General features: G+C 43.5%; 14 protein-coding genes. 10 read left to right on the forward strand and 4 right to left on the reverse strand.

Annotated elements, in window-relative coordinates:
- The first annotated feature begins 3 nt into the window (after positions 1 to 3).
- The 3 genes from DWZ47_RS08240 to DWZ47_RS08250 all read left to right on the forward strand — a co-directional run bounded on the left by DWZ47_RS08240 (position 4) and on the right by DWZ47_RS08250 (position 1,858).
- A complete protein-coding gene (locus tag DWZ47_RS08240) occupies positions 4 to 357 on the forward strand; it encodes a MarR family winged helix-turn-helix transcriptional regulator (RefSeq protein WP_004296191.1) in 354 nt (117 codons plus the stop codon).
- Positions 358 to 580: 223 nt separating this feature from the next.
- The gene (locus DWZ47_RS08245) at positions 581 to 1,216 is read left to right on the forward strand and encodes a DUF4136 domain-containing protein (protein ID WP_004307006.1); all 636 of its coding nucleotides are present in this window, start codon (positions 581 to 583) and stop codon (positions 1,214 to 1,216) included.
- Between the two features lie 15 nt (positions 1,217 to 1,231).
- The gene (locus DWZ47_RS08250) at positions 1,232 to 1,858 is read left to right on the forward strand and encodes a porin family protein (RefSeq protein ID WP_004307005.1); all 627 of its coding nucleotides are present in this window, start codon (positions 1,232 to 1,234) and stop codon (positions 1,856 to 1,858) included.
- Positions 1,859 to 1,945: 87 nt separating this feature from the next.
- Here DWZ47_RS08250 and DWZ47_RS08255 read toward each other — a convergent pair whose 3' ends face one another.
- Genes DWZ47_RS08255 through DWZ47_RS08265 form a run of 3 tightly spaced genes read right to left on the reverse strand, consistent with a single transcriptional unit; the run spans position 1,946 to position 6,606 of the window.
- Positions 1,946 to 4,957, reverse strand: a complete 3,012-nt coding sequence (locus tag DWZ47_RS08255; RefSeq protein ID WP_117512767.1) for a glycoside hydrolase family 3 N-terminal domain-containing protein — start codon at positions 4,955 to 4,957, stop codon at positions 1,946 to 1,948.
- Complete coding sequence (locus DWZ47_RS08260) at positions 4,954 to 5,793, reverse strand: bifunctional metallophosphatase/5'-nucleotidase (RefSeq protein WP_117512769.1); 840 nt, start codon at positions 5,791 to 5,793, stop codon at positions 4,954 to 4,956. Before DWZ47_RS08260 ends, DWZ47_RS08255 begins: the two co-directional genes overlap by 4 nt.
- Positions 5,794 to 5,820: 27 nt before the next feature.
- Complete coding sequence (locus tag DWZ47_RS08265) at positions 5,821 to 6,606, reverse strand: 5'-nucleotidase C-terminal domain-containing protein (protein WP_117512771.1); 786 nt, start codon at positions 6,604 to 6,606, stop codon at positions 5,821 to 5,823.
- 155 nt (positions 6,607 to 6,761) lie between these two features.
- On the opposite strand from DWZ47_RS08265, the gene rplS reads away from it, so the two are divergent.
- On the forward strand, positions 6,762 to 7,115 hold the full coding sequence (gene rplS, locus DWZ47_RS08270; protein ID WP_008026232.1) for a 50S ribosomal protein L19: 354 nt from the start codon (positions 6,762 to 6,764) through the stop codon (positions 7,113 to 7,115).
- 270 nt (positions 7,116 to 7,385) lie between these two features.
- Here rplS and DWZ47_RS08275 read toward each other — a convergent pair whose 3' ends face one another.
- Positions 7,386 to 8,366, reverse strand: coding sequence for an ROK family protein (locus DWZ47_RS08275; protein WP_117512773.1), 981 nt, complete (start codon positions 8,364 to 8,366; stop codon positions 7,386 to 7,388).
- 179 nt (positions 8,367 to 8,545) lie between these two features.
- Here DWZ47_RS08275 and DWZ47_RS08280 point away from each other — a divergent pair, with 179 nt between their 5' ends.
- From DWZ47_RS08280 to msrB, 6 genes are all read left to right on the forward strand, one after another.
- Positions 8,546 to 9,262: an ABC transporter ATP-binding protein gene (locus tag DWZ47_RS08280; RefSeq protein WP_117512775.1), complete on the forward strand. Its 717-nt coding sequence runs from the start codon at positions 8,546 to 8,548 to the stop codon at positions 9,260 to 9,262.
- A gap of 30 nt (positions 9,263 to 9,292) precedes the next feature.
- Positions 9,293 to 10,552, forward strand: a complete 1,260-nt coding sequence (locus DWZ47_RS08285) for an ABC transporter permease (RefSeq protein WP_117512777.1) — start codon at positions 9,293 to 9,295, stop codon at positions 10,550 to 10,552.
- A 4-nt stretch (positions 10,553 to 10,556) separates the two neighbouring features.
- Positions 10,557 to 11,798 carry an ABC transporter permease gene (locus tag DWZ47_RS08290; protein WP_117512779.1) on the forward strand — a complete coding sequence of 414 codons (1,242 nt, stop codon included), beginning with the start codon at positions 10,557 to 10,559 and terminating at the stop codon, positions 11,796 to 11,798.
- Positions 11,799 to 11,927: 129 nt separating this feature from the next.
- The gene (locus tag DWZ47_RS08295) at positions 11,928 to 13,028 is read left to right on the forward strand and encodes an efflux RND transporter periplasmic adaptor subunit (protein ID WP_004306998.1); all 1,101 of its coding nucleotides are present in this window, start codon (positions 11,928 to 11,930) and stop codon (positions 13,026 to 13,028) included.
- Between the two features lie 9 nt (positions 13,029 to 13,037).
- On the forward strand, positions 13,038 to 14,375 hold the full coding sequence (locus DWZ47_RS08300; protein ID WP_117512838.1) for a TolC family protein: 1,338 nt from the start codon (positions 13,038 to 13,040) through the stop codon (positions 14,373 to 14,375).
- Positions 14,376 to 14,459: 84 nt separating this feature from the next.
- The gene (msrB, locus tag DWZ47_RS08305) at positions 14,460 to 15,488 is read left to right on the forward strand and encodes a peptide-methionine (R)-S-oxide reductase MsrB (RefSeq protein ID WP_117512781.1); all 1,029 of its coding nucleotides are present in this window, start codon (positions 14,460 to 14,462) and stop codon (positions 15,486 to 15,488) included.
- Positions 15,489 to 15,608: the final 120 nt, after the last annotated feature.

Below are 15,608 nucleotides of genomic sequence, written 5' to 3' on the forward strand. Positions count from 1 at the left end.
GGTATGAAAACAATATGTGCAATGCGTGATGTATTCAAAGCAATGGGAAACTTTGAAACAGCATTTGAAAAAATGTACCAGATAACGCTAAATGAAGCAATGATATTGTGTGCCCTCAAAGAGGCATCGGAGAAAGTGACGGCTACCAACCTGTCCAAGCAAACCGAGCTAAGCCCCTCACACACATCTAAAATGCTGCGAATACTGGAGGAAAAAGGACTGATCGTCCGGTCGCTCGGAAGCGAAGACCGGAGACAGATGTACTTCCACCTGACCCATACGGGCAAGCAGCGAGTAAATGAACTGGAACTTGATAAGGTAGAGATACCCGATCTACTTAAACCCCTGTTTAAATAAACGGATTTTCAAACAATTATCTGTAAATAATGAACGGTGAGCAAACTCCCTGATAATGGGGCAGAGTGCTCACCGTTTCTCTTTAAACAGGGCAAAAGATATATGTTAATTTTCCGGCAAAAGAAATTTCCATCTGAACCTTTTTCCACCTTTCTTGTTGTTTCTATCAAAAGCCCAAGGTACCTGGGCGCGATTTTTATATAACCTAAACATTATAAAAGATATGAAGAAATTAATTCCTATTTTATTGGCGGTCTTTGCACTCGCTTCATGTGAAAAAGACCCGGACATGGGTAAGCTGGATGACAATTATCTGGTATACACTAACTATGACAAGAAAGCCGATTTCAAAGTTCCTACATTCTATCTGGCACCCCAGATTCTGGTGATTAGTGACAGTAAAGAACCGGAATATCTCGAAGGTGAAGGCGCAGAACAAATTCTGGCTGCTTATACAGACAATATGGTAGCCAGAGGCTACGAAGCAGCAGCAGACCAAGAAAGTGCAGATCTTGGTATCCAAGTGAGCTACATCGCAAGTACTTATTATTTCACCAGCTACACACAACCTGAATGGTGGTGGGGTTATCCCGGATACTGGGGACCTGGCTACTGGGGTGGCAACTGGGGTGGTGGATGGTACTACCCGTACGCTGTAACTTATAGTTATAGCACCAACTCCTTCCTGACAGAAATGGTGAACTTGAAAGCCGAACAGGGAGACAGTAAAAAACTGCCTGTTGTATGGACAAGTTATCTGACCGGATTTGAAACTGGTTCCAAAGCTATCAACCGTACTCTTGCAGTAGAAGCTGTCAACCAATCATTTACACAGTCACCTTATCTTACTAACAAATAATCAACTACAACTGTTATGAAAACAAGAAAAAATATATACTTCAAGGTAGTAGCCTTGGCGGCTATTGCCATCGCCTTCGCCATGCCGGCTAAGGCACAGCTATCAGACAATGGATATGCAAATATCGACTGGCAGTTCAACGCTCCATTAAGTAATCACTTTGCAGATAAAGCAAGCGGTTGGGGTATGAACTTCGAAGGTGGTTATTTCGTTACTCCTAACATTGGCTTGGGTCTTTTCCTGAACTATCACAGCAACCACGAATATGTAGGCCGCGAAACCTTCCAAATGGGTGCCGGTGAAGTTACTACCGACCAACAGCATACTATTTTCCAATTGCCTTTCGGTGCTGCTGCACGTTACCAGTGGAATCGTGGCGGGTCTTTCCAACCTTATGTCAGTGCTAAATTAGGTGCTGAATATGCAAAAGTCCGCTCTAACTTCAATATGCTGGAAGCAAGAGAAAACAGCTGGGGATTCTACGCTTCTCCTGAAGTAGGTATCAATGTATTCCCATGGGTTTACGGACCGGGCTTGCACTTTGCTTTGTACTACAGCTATGGTACCAACAAGGCTGACGTACTGCATTACAGTGTAGACGGATTGAGTAACTTCGGTTTCCGCTTGGGTGTATCGTTCTAAAAAGAACTGCAACTATCAGAATATTACGTTAATAATAAAAAAGGTAAAAGGTAGCTTTTAATATAGGCACCTTTTACCTTTCTTTTTTTATTTTTTCTTCATCGCATCATAAATAGCTCCCTGTATTCGCTCACGAATGTGCAGCTGGTTCAATTTGCGGTTCGTTACGTCCGGATAAATCCGGTTGCTAAGGAATACATAAACCAGTTCATTCACCGGGTCCACCCATGCACATGTACCGGTAAATCCGGTATGGCCATACACTTCGGCAGGTGCGGCAGGAGCACAATTCCCTTTCTTCGGATCATCTGCATCGGGCTTGTCAAAGCCTAAACCACGCCGGCTGATCTTCGATGTTTCAGTAGTAAACAACTGACAGGTTTCCTTACTCAGATAGCGTTGACCGTCTATTTCCCCTCCATTCAGCAACATCTGATAAACGCGGGCTACATCACGGGCAGTAGAGAAAAGTCCGGCATTTCCGGCCAATCCGCCAAAGAAAGCGGAAGCCTCATCATGCACAAATCCCTGCAAAATTTCTTTACGCAAGAAACGGTCTTTATTAGAAGGAACAATTTCCGACTTGGCAAAACGGCGTAAAGGCAAATAACCAGTATGCTCCAACCCCATCGGTTCATAAAACTCACGTTGCAAATAGGCTTCCATAGACATACCGGCCAGTTGTTCCACCAACATTCCCAACAATATAAATCCTACATCACTATATACATAGCGTTTCTGCTTTAACGGAGCTTCTGCTATTTTCTCTTCTATCACCTTCCGGAAAGAACGGTTTAACCACAAGCTGTCACAGATCTGAACAATATAATCACCGGTTTTAACGGAAGAGACATATTCACTCTTGAACTTGAATTTCGGATTCGCCCATGAGGTGGTCCCCAACTGTAACGGATGGTGTGCATCTTTTCGTGCACTGAATAACCTTCCATCATAGCTATCCTTGTCAATAGCTTCCTGGTAGAAAGGAATCCAGGAGGGTAAACCGGATTGATGATACAGAATTTCCTGAATCGTTATATCTTTCTTATCAGTACGTTGCAAGAACGGCAAATGATCCGAAATCTTATCTGTCAGATTAAAACGTCCCTTATCGTAGAGTTTCATAATGGCAAGCAAGGTGCCCGTCGTTTTTGAAAGGGAAGCCAGATCGTAAATATTCGTAGATTCGACACGAGAACTTCCTTTGCCCGTATAAGTACCGAAAGCCTTGTCGAACATAATATGACCGTTTTTCAGCACCACCACCTGGCAACCGGGATAGGCTCCCTGACGAATACCATCCAATGCAATGGAATCAATCCGTTTAAGATGAACAGAGGAAAGCCCGTATTCTTCCGGAACGAAATGCAACGGTGTTTTGGGAGTAATGGTCACTCCTGCTCCCGCCGGGAACAGCTCTCCCAAACTTGCCGACAGCTGCCCGTCTGCGGATGCCTTGGCAAATAACACATCTGCCACCTGACGCTGCACGTCACTATTATAACTATGTCCCAGCACCACCGCCGAAGCATGAGCCACCGCCCGCTGAATCTGCAACATCATCTTCCCGGGAGTAAAAAACAGATAAATGACCGGGCTTTCAGGAACAAATTTCGCAAAAAAAGACTGATAAGAAGCCAGCCGCTGTTCGCTGACAGCTACAATGATCCGTTTATAAGCAGACAGAGAATCACGCAACCGCTGATTTACCCCTTCCGGTTGATTGGCACGAAGGGAAAAACGAGCCAAAGACGTATAGCGGGAAAGTTGTTTCGCCAACGCATCAGTTTCTCCGGGATCTCCTACCTCGAGCAATGCAATCGTCTGCTCTTTGTCTGTATGCAGAGGGAGAATATGATTCTTGTTGTTCAGAACTGTTATTGCCGCTAAATTCAACCGACGAACCAAATCACGCGTTTGCGGACTGTTGATCCGTTGTTCCAAGCCGGACAATTGTACATACGACTTTTTCTTGAGCCCCAACACATATTTATAAGTCAAGACCTTACGGCATTTGCTTTCAATATCTTCGCGGGTCAACTCACCTTTTTCAATGGCTTCCAGTACGGCCGGTATCTCTTCCTTCAAGTTTCGGGGAGACAACACCATGTCATTACCAGCTTTCAAAGCCTGCAAACTGACATTTCCATTTCCCGCCACTCCTTTCATGGCAAGCGCATCGGTAAATATCAGTCCTTTGAACGCCAGTTCATCTGTCAGCAAATCGTATACTACATTGCGGGACAAGGAAGACGGAAGTCCACCAATCGGTTCTATCACCGGAACTTGCAAATGTCCTACCATCATACCGCCCAATCCGGCACGGATGGCTTCTTTAAATGGATAAAGTTCCACACTGTCCAGACGTTCACGAGTGAAAGGAAGTACCGGAAGCGCCTTATGCGAATCGACATCGGTATCTCCATGTCCGGGAAAGTGTTTGCACACAGATAAAACCCCTCCGCTTTCCAAACCGGAAGCATAAGCGATTACCTTGTCAGCCACCTGTATCGGATCTTCTCCAAAAGAACGGGTATTGATAACGGGATTTTTAGGATTTATATTCACGTCCGCCACCGGAGCAAAGTTGACCTGTACTCCAATCTGCCGGCATTGACGGGCAACTTCACGCCCGTATTCATAGAGCAGCTTGTTGTCACGGATACATCCCAATACCATATTCCGTGGAAAAACAGGCATACCACGCAAACGCATAGCCAGTCCCCATTCTCCATCAAAGGTAATCATCAAAGGGACTTTAGCCTGCCGTTGCGCCCGGTTTGTCAGTTCAACCTGATTTTGCATCTTCCCACCGGAAAAGAGAAGTCCGCCCACTTTATAGGTGTCGATCACTTCGCGCAACAGTTCCAGGTTTCGTTTGGTATCTACCGGGGCAATGGTATAGATGAACAACTGCCCTACCTTTTCTTTAAAGGAAAGCTTATCCATAACCGAATCAACCCAATGCCGGCAGTCCTTGTCCTGAAGGGCTTTATACACCAGCAGAGGTTCAACGGTTGTAGCATTTTGCGCCGGACTTGAAACCGTACCGGCTGCGATAAAGAATAAAAAAGTTACTATTGAGGGGATTATCTTCATTTATGTTTCAAAGTCAAATCGAGACGGCCTACACGAACACCATTTTTTCCCGTGTGCATAACAGGCACCTCTTTTCCGTCCATATTCAAGTATGTTTTGGGGCCTTTCATAAATGTATGAGAGTGCCCGCCCAGAATCACGTCGATATTGCATGTCCCGGCAACCAGATGTTCATCCATTTGAATGCCCAGATGAGACAGGCATACTACCAAATCACAACCTTCTTCGTCTTTCAACAAAGCAGCAATTTCGTTGGATACGCGGATAGGATCTTCATAAACGACTCCTTCGCATTTATTAGCCTGGATCATCCCTTCCGGTTGGGTTCCAAGGCCAAACACACCAATTCTCAAACCATATTTCTCAAGAACGACGTAGGGTTTAACTATATCTTTCAATACCGTAGCATCCAGATTATAGTTGGCACAAACAACCGGGAAATTAGCCATCTTGAAAATGCGTTCCATATTATCCACATCGAAATCAAACTCATGGTTACCGATAGTCATAGCATCATAACCCATTTCATTCATTAGTTTAACTTCCACTTCTCCGCGGAACATATTATAATAAGGTGTTCCCTGCGAAATATCTCCGCAGTCGAAAAGCAGCACATTCTTATGCTCCTTGCGGAATTGTTCGAGAAAAGCAGCCCGACGAAGAAAACCGCCTTTGTTATAGTATTCGTCCCCCTTCTGGTTGACAGGTTCGATACGGCTATGCACATCGCTTGTTTGTAAAATAATCACTTCTTTGGTATCCTTATCTTGCGCAAAGATTGAGAAAGTAAAGCCCAATGCAAGACATAACAGGAATAATATCTGAAATCTTTTCATATTCAATATATTTTTAGATTCTCCTTTTTATTTTATGGTAATACGTCCATCCAGTTTGGAGGTAACCGCTTTGCCTTCGGCAGTCTGTTTGCGTACATAATCAAGAAATAGTCCGCGCAAGGTTGCATTTTCAGGGCATACTCTCTTTTCTGCCTGCAGAAAAGCATCCATCCGTCCGTTTCCATCTGCCAGATAGTCGATAGTAGCCACCGTGTAAAGCAGGTCATCCTTTAGTGGCTTTTCACCGACAAAGGCGTTCAGCAACTTTCCATCTTTGGTAATTTCAAGGCGGATACCGCTCACTCCTTCCCCATGTAAAGATGCAATCGCTTCAAAAAGACGTCTCAAGTCCGTCCCTTTCATAGTCAGCACGCAAAGGGAGTTCTCAAAAGGAAGAATTTCAAAAACATCTCCCACTGTGATATCTCCTGCAGGCAAAATATTTCGCAAGCCGCCCATGTTTACCAATCCCATATCGGCAGGTTTCCCCAACACCTGAACCGCTGCTTGTTGTAAAACACCTGCAACAAGGTTGGAAAGCAAGCTTTCAGGAGCTCCTTTTTCCATTTTCATCGCACTGGTACCGATGACTTCATACATCATCGCGTCCACCTTTTCCTTATAAGGCTTTAATATTTCGGCAGCTTTCGCGTTGGGATGGGTGTTCCAAACGGAATCAATCGTTATCATGCTACCCTCTACTTTAGTTACTTCGTACTGAGCCGTAGTCTCGCGTGCGGTCCGGCAGGAAGTAAACAGGAAGCCTCCTGTCAACGCTGCCACCATCAGATACTTTGCATAAGTCTGTTTCATGTTCGCTATTTTTAGATATGCTACAAATATACAAAAACATTTGGCTATCTGGCAAATAATTCGTTACTTTGCACCGCTTTCGCGCAATCGCTGTCAAGAGAAGAGATACTTGGTATGTTGCGTTGTAACGATGAAACAATTTAATAATAACAACAATGGATTTAATTAAAATTGCAGAAGAAGCATTCGCTACCGGAAAACAGCACCCGAGCTTCAAAGCAGGAGACACTGTAACAGTAGCATATCGTATTATTGAAGGTAACAAAGAACGTGTACAGTTGTACCGTGGTGTTGTTATCAAAATCGCCGGTCACGGAGACAAAAAACGTTTTACTGTACGTAAAATGTCAGGAACTATAGGCGTAGAAAGAATTTTCCCAATCGAATCACCGGCTATCGATAGCATCGAAGTGAACAAGGTAGGTAAAGTTCGTCGCGCTAAATTGTACTACCTGCGCGCTCTTACTGGTAAGAAAGCTAGAATCAAAGAAAAAAGAGTTAACGGATAAGCCGAACTTTTCGATTCGAAATAAAAAAGGGAACTTCATTATGAGGTTCCCTTTTTTATTGTGCATTTTCTCAAACATTCTCATACCTATGAGAAAAAATACTCATTGCAATGAGAATAATTTCTCATAGGTATGAGAATATTTTCTCACTACGGTGAGAATAACCCTTTGTCTGAATAACCCGTATACGTCAGAAAGGACCAAATAAAACAAAGCCCCGAAAGTCATAAACTCCCGAGGCTTCATTACCTTTATTATAATAATGAAATGTTATTCTTTCAAATCTTTCAGTTCCCAAGCCAATGCACTGGCGCCCAATACAGCAGCATCAGAATCCTTCAATTCGGAAACGAGCAATTTAGTCTTGCCTTTATAGATATTCAGAATATTATCATCAATTGATTTCTGAATTGGTTTCATGATATAGTCACCGGACTTAGCCAAACCACCGAACAATACAATTGCTTCAGGGCTGGAGAATGCAATAGCATCTGCCAGTGCTTCACCCAAGATGTTACCTGTAAAGCTAAAGATTTCCTGTGCCAGTTTATCACCTTGTACAGCTGCATCATACACATCTTTTGAAGTGATGTTTTCTGCAGGAATGTTACGAAGCAAGCTAGCATCCGTACGGGCAGCGAGGAATTCGCGGGCTGTACGAGCTACACCGGTAGCCGAGCAGTAGGTTTCCAGACATCCCTTACGACCGCAACCGCAAAGACGACCATCGCGACGGGCGATAACGTGTCCCAATTCACCAGCAAAACCGTCATGACCATACACCATCTGACCGTTGATAACGATACCGCTACCCACACCAGTACCCAGTGTAATCATGATAAAGTCTTTCATACCACGGGCAGCACCGTAAGTCATTTCACCGATAGCAGCAGCGTTTGCGTCGTTTGTCAAAGCAGTGGGAATACCCAGTCTTTCCTCAAACATGGCTGCCAACGGAAGAATTCCCTTCCAAGGCAGGTTCGGAGCAAATTCAATCGTTCCCGTATAGTAGTTACCATTCGGAGCACCGATACCGATACCTCTGATTTTATCAACACCACCATTAGCAATAATCAATGGAAGCAGACTTTTACACACTTCATCAGCGTATTCTTCCACTGTAGGGTAACCGGATGTTTTGATTGAACTGCTGGCAATAATAGTTCCGCGTGCGTCTACAATTCCAAAGACGGTATTCGTTCCGCCTATGTCAATACCTACTACGTAGGGTTTTTCCATGTTTGAATTCATGATACTTCTATTTAAAAGGGTTAGTTAATCATTAAGTTTACTGCACACAAATTACGTAAAGAAGATTGAGTCTACAAAATGTTTTTTGAAAAAAGTTCAACCTGTTTGCAACTTTTCGTATCTTTCACACGTCTAATAGTAGAAAATTATCAGAAAACAGAAACTAAATAAAGAAAATTGTGATACAACTAACGAATATCAACAAGACCTACAACAACGGAGCGCCTCTCCATGTACTTAAAGGTATCAATCTCAATATCGAACAGGGAGAATTTGTTTCTATCATGGGAGCATCCGGGTCTGGAAAATCAACTTTACTCAACATATTGGGAATCCTCGACAACTACGATACCGGAGATTATTATCTGAACAACGTACTCATCAAGAACTTGAGCGAGACCAAAGCTGCCGAATATCGCAACCGTATGATCGGATTTATCTTCCAGTCATTCAATCTGATTTCCTTTAAAAATGCCGTAGAGAATGTAGCACTTCCTTTATTCTATCAAGGAATAAGTCGCAAAAAACGGAATGCACTTGCATTGGAATATCTCGACCGCCTGGGTTTAAAAGACTGGGCGCATCACATGCCGAACGAAATGAGTGGCGGTCAGAAACAACGTGTGGCCATCGCACGGGCTTTAATCACTCAACCACAAATCATTCTGGCAGATGAGCCAACAGGAGCTTTGGATAGTAAAACTTCTGTAGAAGTAATGCAGATTCTGAAAGATCTTCATAAACAGGGAATGACGATTGTCGTTGTCACCCACGAAAGTGGAGTCGCCAACCAGACAGACAAGATTATACATATCAAAGATGGAATCATCGAACGTATTGAAGATAATATCGACCATGACGCTTCTCCTTTCGGAAAAGACGGTATCATGAAATAATCTAAAATCCACCACTATACAAACATTATCATGATTGACATCTGGCAAGAAATATATAGTACCATCAAACGTAACAAGCTTAGGACTTTTCTCACAGGATTTGCCGTGGCATGGGGAATCTTTATGCTTATCGTCCTGCTAGGTGCAGGCAACGGACTGATCCACGCATTCGAGCAATCGGCTTCCGAACGTGCCATGAACTCCATCAAGATTTTTCCGGGATGGACCAGCAAATCATACGACGGACTGAAAGAAGGAAGACGGGTGCAACTGGACAATAAAGACATGGATGCTACCAGTCATTATTTCCCGAACCATGTCATCAAGGCCGGAGCAACCGTATGGCAGGGAGATGTAAATCTTAGCTTCGGGCAAGAATACGTCAGTTTGAGCCTTTCCGGCGTATATCCCAACCATACAGAGGTAGAAGTGGTGAAACTCTTCAAAGGACGTTTTATCAATGAGATTGATATTAAAGAGCGCCGGAAAGTAATTGTGCTCCATAAAAAGACAGCAGAAATTCTTTTTGATAAAACCCATACCGAACCAATCGGACAGTTTGTCAATGCCGGTAATGTGGTTTATCAGGTAGTAGGTCTCTACAATGATAAAGGAGATAGCGGTGACAGCGATGCATACATTCCTTTTACCACTCTTCAAACGATTTATAACAAAGGAGACAAGCTGAATAACCTGGTCATGACTACCAAAAATCTGGAAACAATTGAGGCCAATGAGGCTTTTGAAGCCCATTACCGCAAAGTATTGGGAGCCAATCATCGTTTTGACCCGACAGACCACAGCGCTATCTGGATCTGGAATCGTTTTACCAACTATTTGCAACAGCAGCAAGGCTCGAATATGCTACGTATTGCTATTTGGGTAATCGGTATCTTCACATTGCTAAGCGGAATCGTAGGAGTTTCCAACATTATGCTGATTACCGTAAAAGAACGTACCCGCGAATTTGGTATTCGTAAGGCTTTGGGAGCCAAGCCGCTTTCCATTCTCTGGTTGATTATCGTAGAGAGTGTCACCATCACCACCATATTCGGATACATCGGCATGGTAGCCGGTATCGGAGTGACCGAATGGATGAACAGTGCCTTCGGCAATCAGACAATGGATACCGGAATGTGGACGGAAACTGTTTTCCTGAACCCGACAGTAGATATAAGAATCGCCATACAGGCTACACTCACATTAATAATAGCTGGTACGTTAGCCGGATTATTCCCTGCCCGAAAAGCAGTCAGCATCCGGCCAATCGAAGCACTTAGAGCAGATTAAGACTATGAGAATAGACATGGATACGTGTGAGGAAATCCTCATCACCATTACAAGAAATAAGACGAGAAGCCTGCTGACTGCATTCGGTGTTTTCTGGGGAATCTTCATGCTCGTCGCCCTCATCGGCGGCGGACAAGGATTGGAGGACATGATGAAAAAGAACTTTGAAGGATTTGCCACCAATTCCGGTTTCCTTGCCTCGCAAAGAACGGGTGAGGCTTACAAAGGCTTCCGCAAAGGGAGATGGTGGAATCTGGAATCTACCGACATCGACCGTCTTCGTTCCCAAGTGAAAGAGGTGGAGATCATTACTCCGTCCGTAGCCCGTTGGGGTTCCAAAGCCGTATATGAAGATAAGAAATATGATTGTAGCGTGAAAGGGCTGTATCCGGATTATCTCCACATTGAATCGCAGGAAATGGCATACGGCAGATTCATCAATGAGGTGGATATAAAGGAAGCGCGCAAAGTATGTGTCATCGGAAAACGAATTTATGAAAGTCTTTTCAAACCGGGAGAAGACCCGTGTGGCAAATATGTAAGAGTAGATGGCATTTATTATCAAGTGATTGGCATGTCTTCTTCCGAAGGGGACATGAATATACAGGGGCGGGCGTCGGAAGCCGTCACTCTTCCTTTCACTACGATGCAGCAGACTTACAACATGGGAGGACAAATCGATGTGATCTGTTTCACCGCGAAGCATGGAGTCAAAGTGTCTGAAGTACAACCCAAAATGGAACAGGTCATTAAAGCCGCACATTATATCTCTCCGGATGACAAACAAGCTGTCATGTGCCTGAATGCCGAAGCCATGTTCTCTATGGTCGATAACTTGTTTATCGGTATCAACATACTGGTTTGGATGGTAGGATTGGGAACTTTGCTGGCAGGTGCCATCGGCGTATCCAATATTATGATGGTGACCGTCAAAGAACGTACCACCGAAATCGGTATCCGCCGGGCGATCGGCGCACGACCGAAAGATATCCTGCAGCAAATTCTATCGGAAAGTATGGTACTTACTACCATTGCGGGAATGTGTGGAATTTCCTTTGCCGTCATGGTATTGCAACTGGTTGAGATGGGAGCAAATGCTGACGGAGGGGATGTCCGTTTTCAAGTTACTTTCGGACTGGCAATCGGCACTTGTGCGCTTCTGATTGCACTGGGCATGTTGGCAGGTCTGGCACCTGCTTACCGGGCCATGGCTATCAAACCGATTGAAGCAATCCGGGATGAATAAGGAGATTGGACGATTGGACAATTTACGATTTACGATTGAGAAATCATTGTAGAGCGGGTGTTGTTCAATTGTTTAGAGACGTAGAGATTTCAATCATCAATCGTAAATAATAAAATCATAAATAAAATCATGAAAAAGTATCTGAAAATCACATTATTGGTAGTCATTGCTATCATTCTTGTCGGAACATTCGTATTCCTTTATCAGAAATCCAAGCCTAAGGTAATCACTTACGAAACAGTTAGACCGGAAATGACTGACCTCCAAAAAACTACAGTAGCTACCGGAAAAGTGGAACCGAGAGACGAAATTTTAATCAAACCGCAAATTTCGGGTATTATCGACGAAGTATATAAAGAAGCCGGACAAGCTGTAAGAAAAGGGGAAGTTATTGCCAAAGTAAAAGTAATCCCTGAACTCGGACAACTGAATTCTGCAGAAAGCCGTGTGCGCCTGGCAGAAATTAATGCAACCCAGGCAGAAACGGATTTCGCCCGTGTGAAGAAGTTGTATGACGGTCAGTTAATTAGCCGGGAGGAATACGAGAAAAGTGAAGTGGCTTTGAAACAGGCTCGCGAAGAGAGACAGACGGCCAAAGACAATCTGGAAATCGTAAAAGAAGGAATTACCAAAAACAGTGCCTCTTTCAGTAGCACGATGATTCGCTCTACCATTGACGGGTTAATCCTGGACGTACCTGTAAAAGCTGGTAATTCGGTGATTATGAGTAATACGTTCAATGATGGAACCACGATTGCTACGGTAGCCAACATGAACGATATGATTTTCCGCGGCAATATTGATGAAACAGAAGTGGGACGTATCCACGAACAAATGCCAATCAAGCTGACCATCGGAGCCTTACAGAATCTGACTTTCAATGCCATTCTGGAATATATCTCTCCGAAAGGGGTGGAAACCAATGGAGCCAACCAGTTTGAAATCAAGGCTGCGATTACCATTCCGGATTCTGTTCAGATTCGTTCCGGATATTCGGCTAATGCGGAAATCGTATTACAAAAAGCCAATCAGGTATTGGCAGTGCCCGAAAGCACTGTTGAATTTAGTGGTGACTCTACATTTGTGTACATCATGACAGATTCAGTGCCCGAACAAAAGTTCCAGCGTACACAGGTGACTGCCGGTATGAGTGATGGAATCAAGATAGAAATCAAGAAAGGGGTAACCATTCAGGACAAAATACGTGGTGCAGAGAAAAAAGATAAATAATTGAATCCGATGAAAATAATTCGTAAAACCATATCAGCCATTCTGCTTGCCGGAGTCGGAATCACCTCCATCCAGGCACAGAACAACTCTTCGCAAGCGTGGACGCTGCGGCAATGTATCGACTATGCCATTGAACATAATATAGAAATCCGTCAATCGGCCAATAATGTCGAAGCAGGCAAAGTGAGTGTAAACACTACTAAATGGGCACGCCTTCCGAATCTGAGCAGTAGTGCCAGCCAAAACTGGAGTTGGGGTCGTACCGCTTCTCCGATAGACAACTCGTATAGTGACATCAACAGCGCCAATACCAGTTTCAGCTTGGGAACAAACGTACCTATATTTACCGGTTTGCAATTGTCCAACCAATATTCACTTGCCAAACTGGATTTAAAAGCTGCTATAGAAGATTTGAATAAAGCCAGAGAGGATATTGCAATCAATGTCACTTCGGCTTATTTACAGGTTTTATTCAATCAAGAATTAAGTAAGATTGCTCATAATCAGGTCGATTTAAGCAAAGACCAGTTAAAACGTATTCAAGGTCTTCAGGGAGTGGGTAAGGCATCCTCTTCTGAAGTGGCCGAAGCACAAGCCCGTGTTGCACAGGATGAAATGACTGCTGTACAATCAGACAATACGTACAAACTGTCCTTACTGGATCTCACCCAACTCTTGGAATTACCCACGCCTGAAGGATTTGTACTCGAAAGCCCTAAGGAAGAATTAGAGTTCGAATCTCTCACTCCGCCGGATGACATATATACACAGGCGCTTACTTACAAACCAAGCATTAAGGCTGCAGAATATCGTTTACAAGGTAGTCTTAATAGTATTCGTATTGCCCAAAGTGCGTTTTATCCACAACTCTCTTTCAGTGCCGGTCTGGGAAGTAATTATTATACGGTTAGCGGAAGATCAGAGAGCAGCTTCGGCAGTCAGATGAAAAACAATCTGAATAAATATATAGGATTTAATTTGAGCGTGCCAATCTTCAACCGTTTTGCCACAAGAAACCGGGTACGCACCGCTCGTTTGCAACAAATAGATTTATCCTTGAAGTTGGATAACAGTAAAAAAATACTCTATAAAGAAATTCAGCAAGCCTGGTACAATGCTCTGGCAGCAGAAAGTAAATACAACTCCAGTGAAGTGGCAGTAAAAGCCAACGAAGAATCTTTCCGCCTGATGAGTGAGAAGTTCAATAACGGCAAGGCTACCTTTGTGGAATACAATGAAGCCAAACTTAATCTGACGAAAGCTCTTTCGGATAAGTTGCAGGCAAAATATGACTACCTGTTCCGGACTAAAATTCTGGATTTCTACAAAGGACAGGTCATTGAATGAAAAAAGATAAAGTTGAGTTTAGTATAGTAGTTCCTTAAAACATATCCGTTGGTTCATTCGTTATTATAGAAAGAACTAACGGATATGAAGTATTTTATCGTCCTAGTGATTGTAATGATTAGTAATACATTTTTAGGAGTTGCTAAACCAATGAAGAATCAAGCAGAAATCTATTTTGCGGGAGGATGTTTCTGGGGGACAGAACATTTCCTGAAACAAATTCGAGGAGTAGAAAATACTCAGGTAGGGTATGCCAACAGTAATGTTGCCAATCCGAGTTATGAACAGGTCTGTTCAGGAAAAACCAATGCTGCCGAAACAGTAAAGGTGGTTTATGATCCGAAAACGGTAGATTTGAATTTACTGCTCGATCTATATTTCAAGACAATCGATCCTACCAGCCTCAACCGGCAAGGTAATGACCGGGGAACGCAGTATAGAACCGGAATTTATTATGTAGATAAAGAAGATCTCCCTGTCATCAAGCAGGCGATTCAACTATTATCCGCGCAATATAAAACTCCTATCGTCCTAGAAGTAAAGCCATTGACAAATTTCTATCCGGCAGAGACTTACCACCAGGACTATCTGGATAAAAATCCGGGTGGATACTGCCATATCAATCCCGCTTTATTCGAAATGGCACGCAAAGCGAATGCGCCGAAAGCTAAAGCGTATCAAAAAGCGGATGATGCAACCCTTCGTAAGGAATTGTCGGCGGAACAATATGCCGTAACCCAAAAGAATGCCACTGAACCTGCTTTCCACAATAAATACTGGAATGAGCATCGTCCCGGCATTTATGTGGATATTACTACCGGAGAACCTCTGTTTGTCTCTACCGACAAGTTTGATTCAGGTTGCGGGTGGCCAAGCTTTTCCCAACCGATTCAAAAAGATCTAATCGCAGAAAAGAAAGATACTTCGCACGGCATGATACGTACGGAAGTACGCAGTAAAACCGGAGATGCTCATTTGGGACACGTATTCACAGATGGGCCGAAAGAGAAAGGTGGATTACGCTATTGCATCAATAGCGCTTCACTTCGTTTTATCCCGAAAGATAAAATGAAAGAGGAAGGTTATGGAGAATATCTACCACTCGTTAAATAGATATTGAAGAGTTACAAAAGCTAATCGTAACTGTTCATTAGAAAAACAGAACGGTGGATTATCCCATAAGGAAATCCACCGTTTTTAATGTAATTAAATTAAAAGAGAGAGAAGGAGTTT

It is taken from the genome of Bacteroides sp. AF32-8BH (assembly GCF_003435205.1).
GTDB lineage: Bacteria > Bacteroidota > Bacteroidia > Bacteroidales > Bacteroidaceae > Bacteroides > Bacteroides ovatus.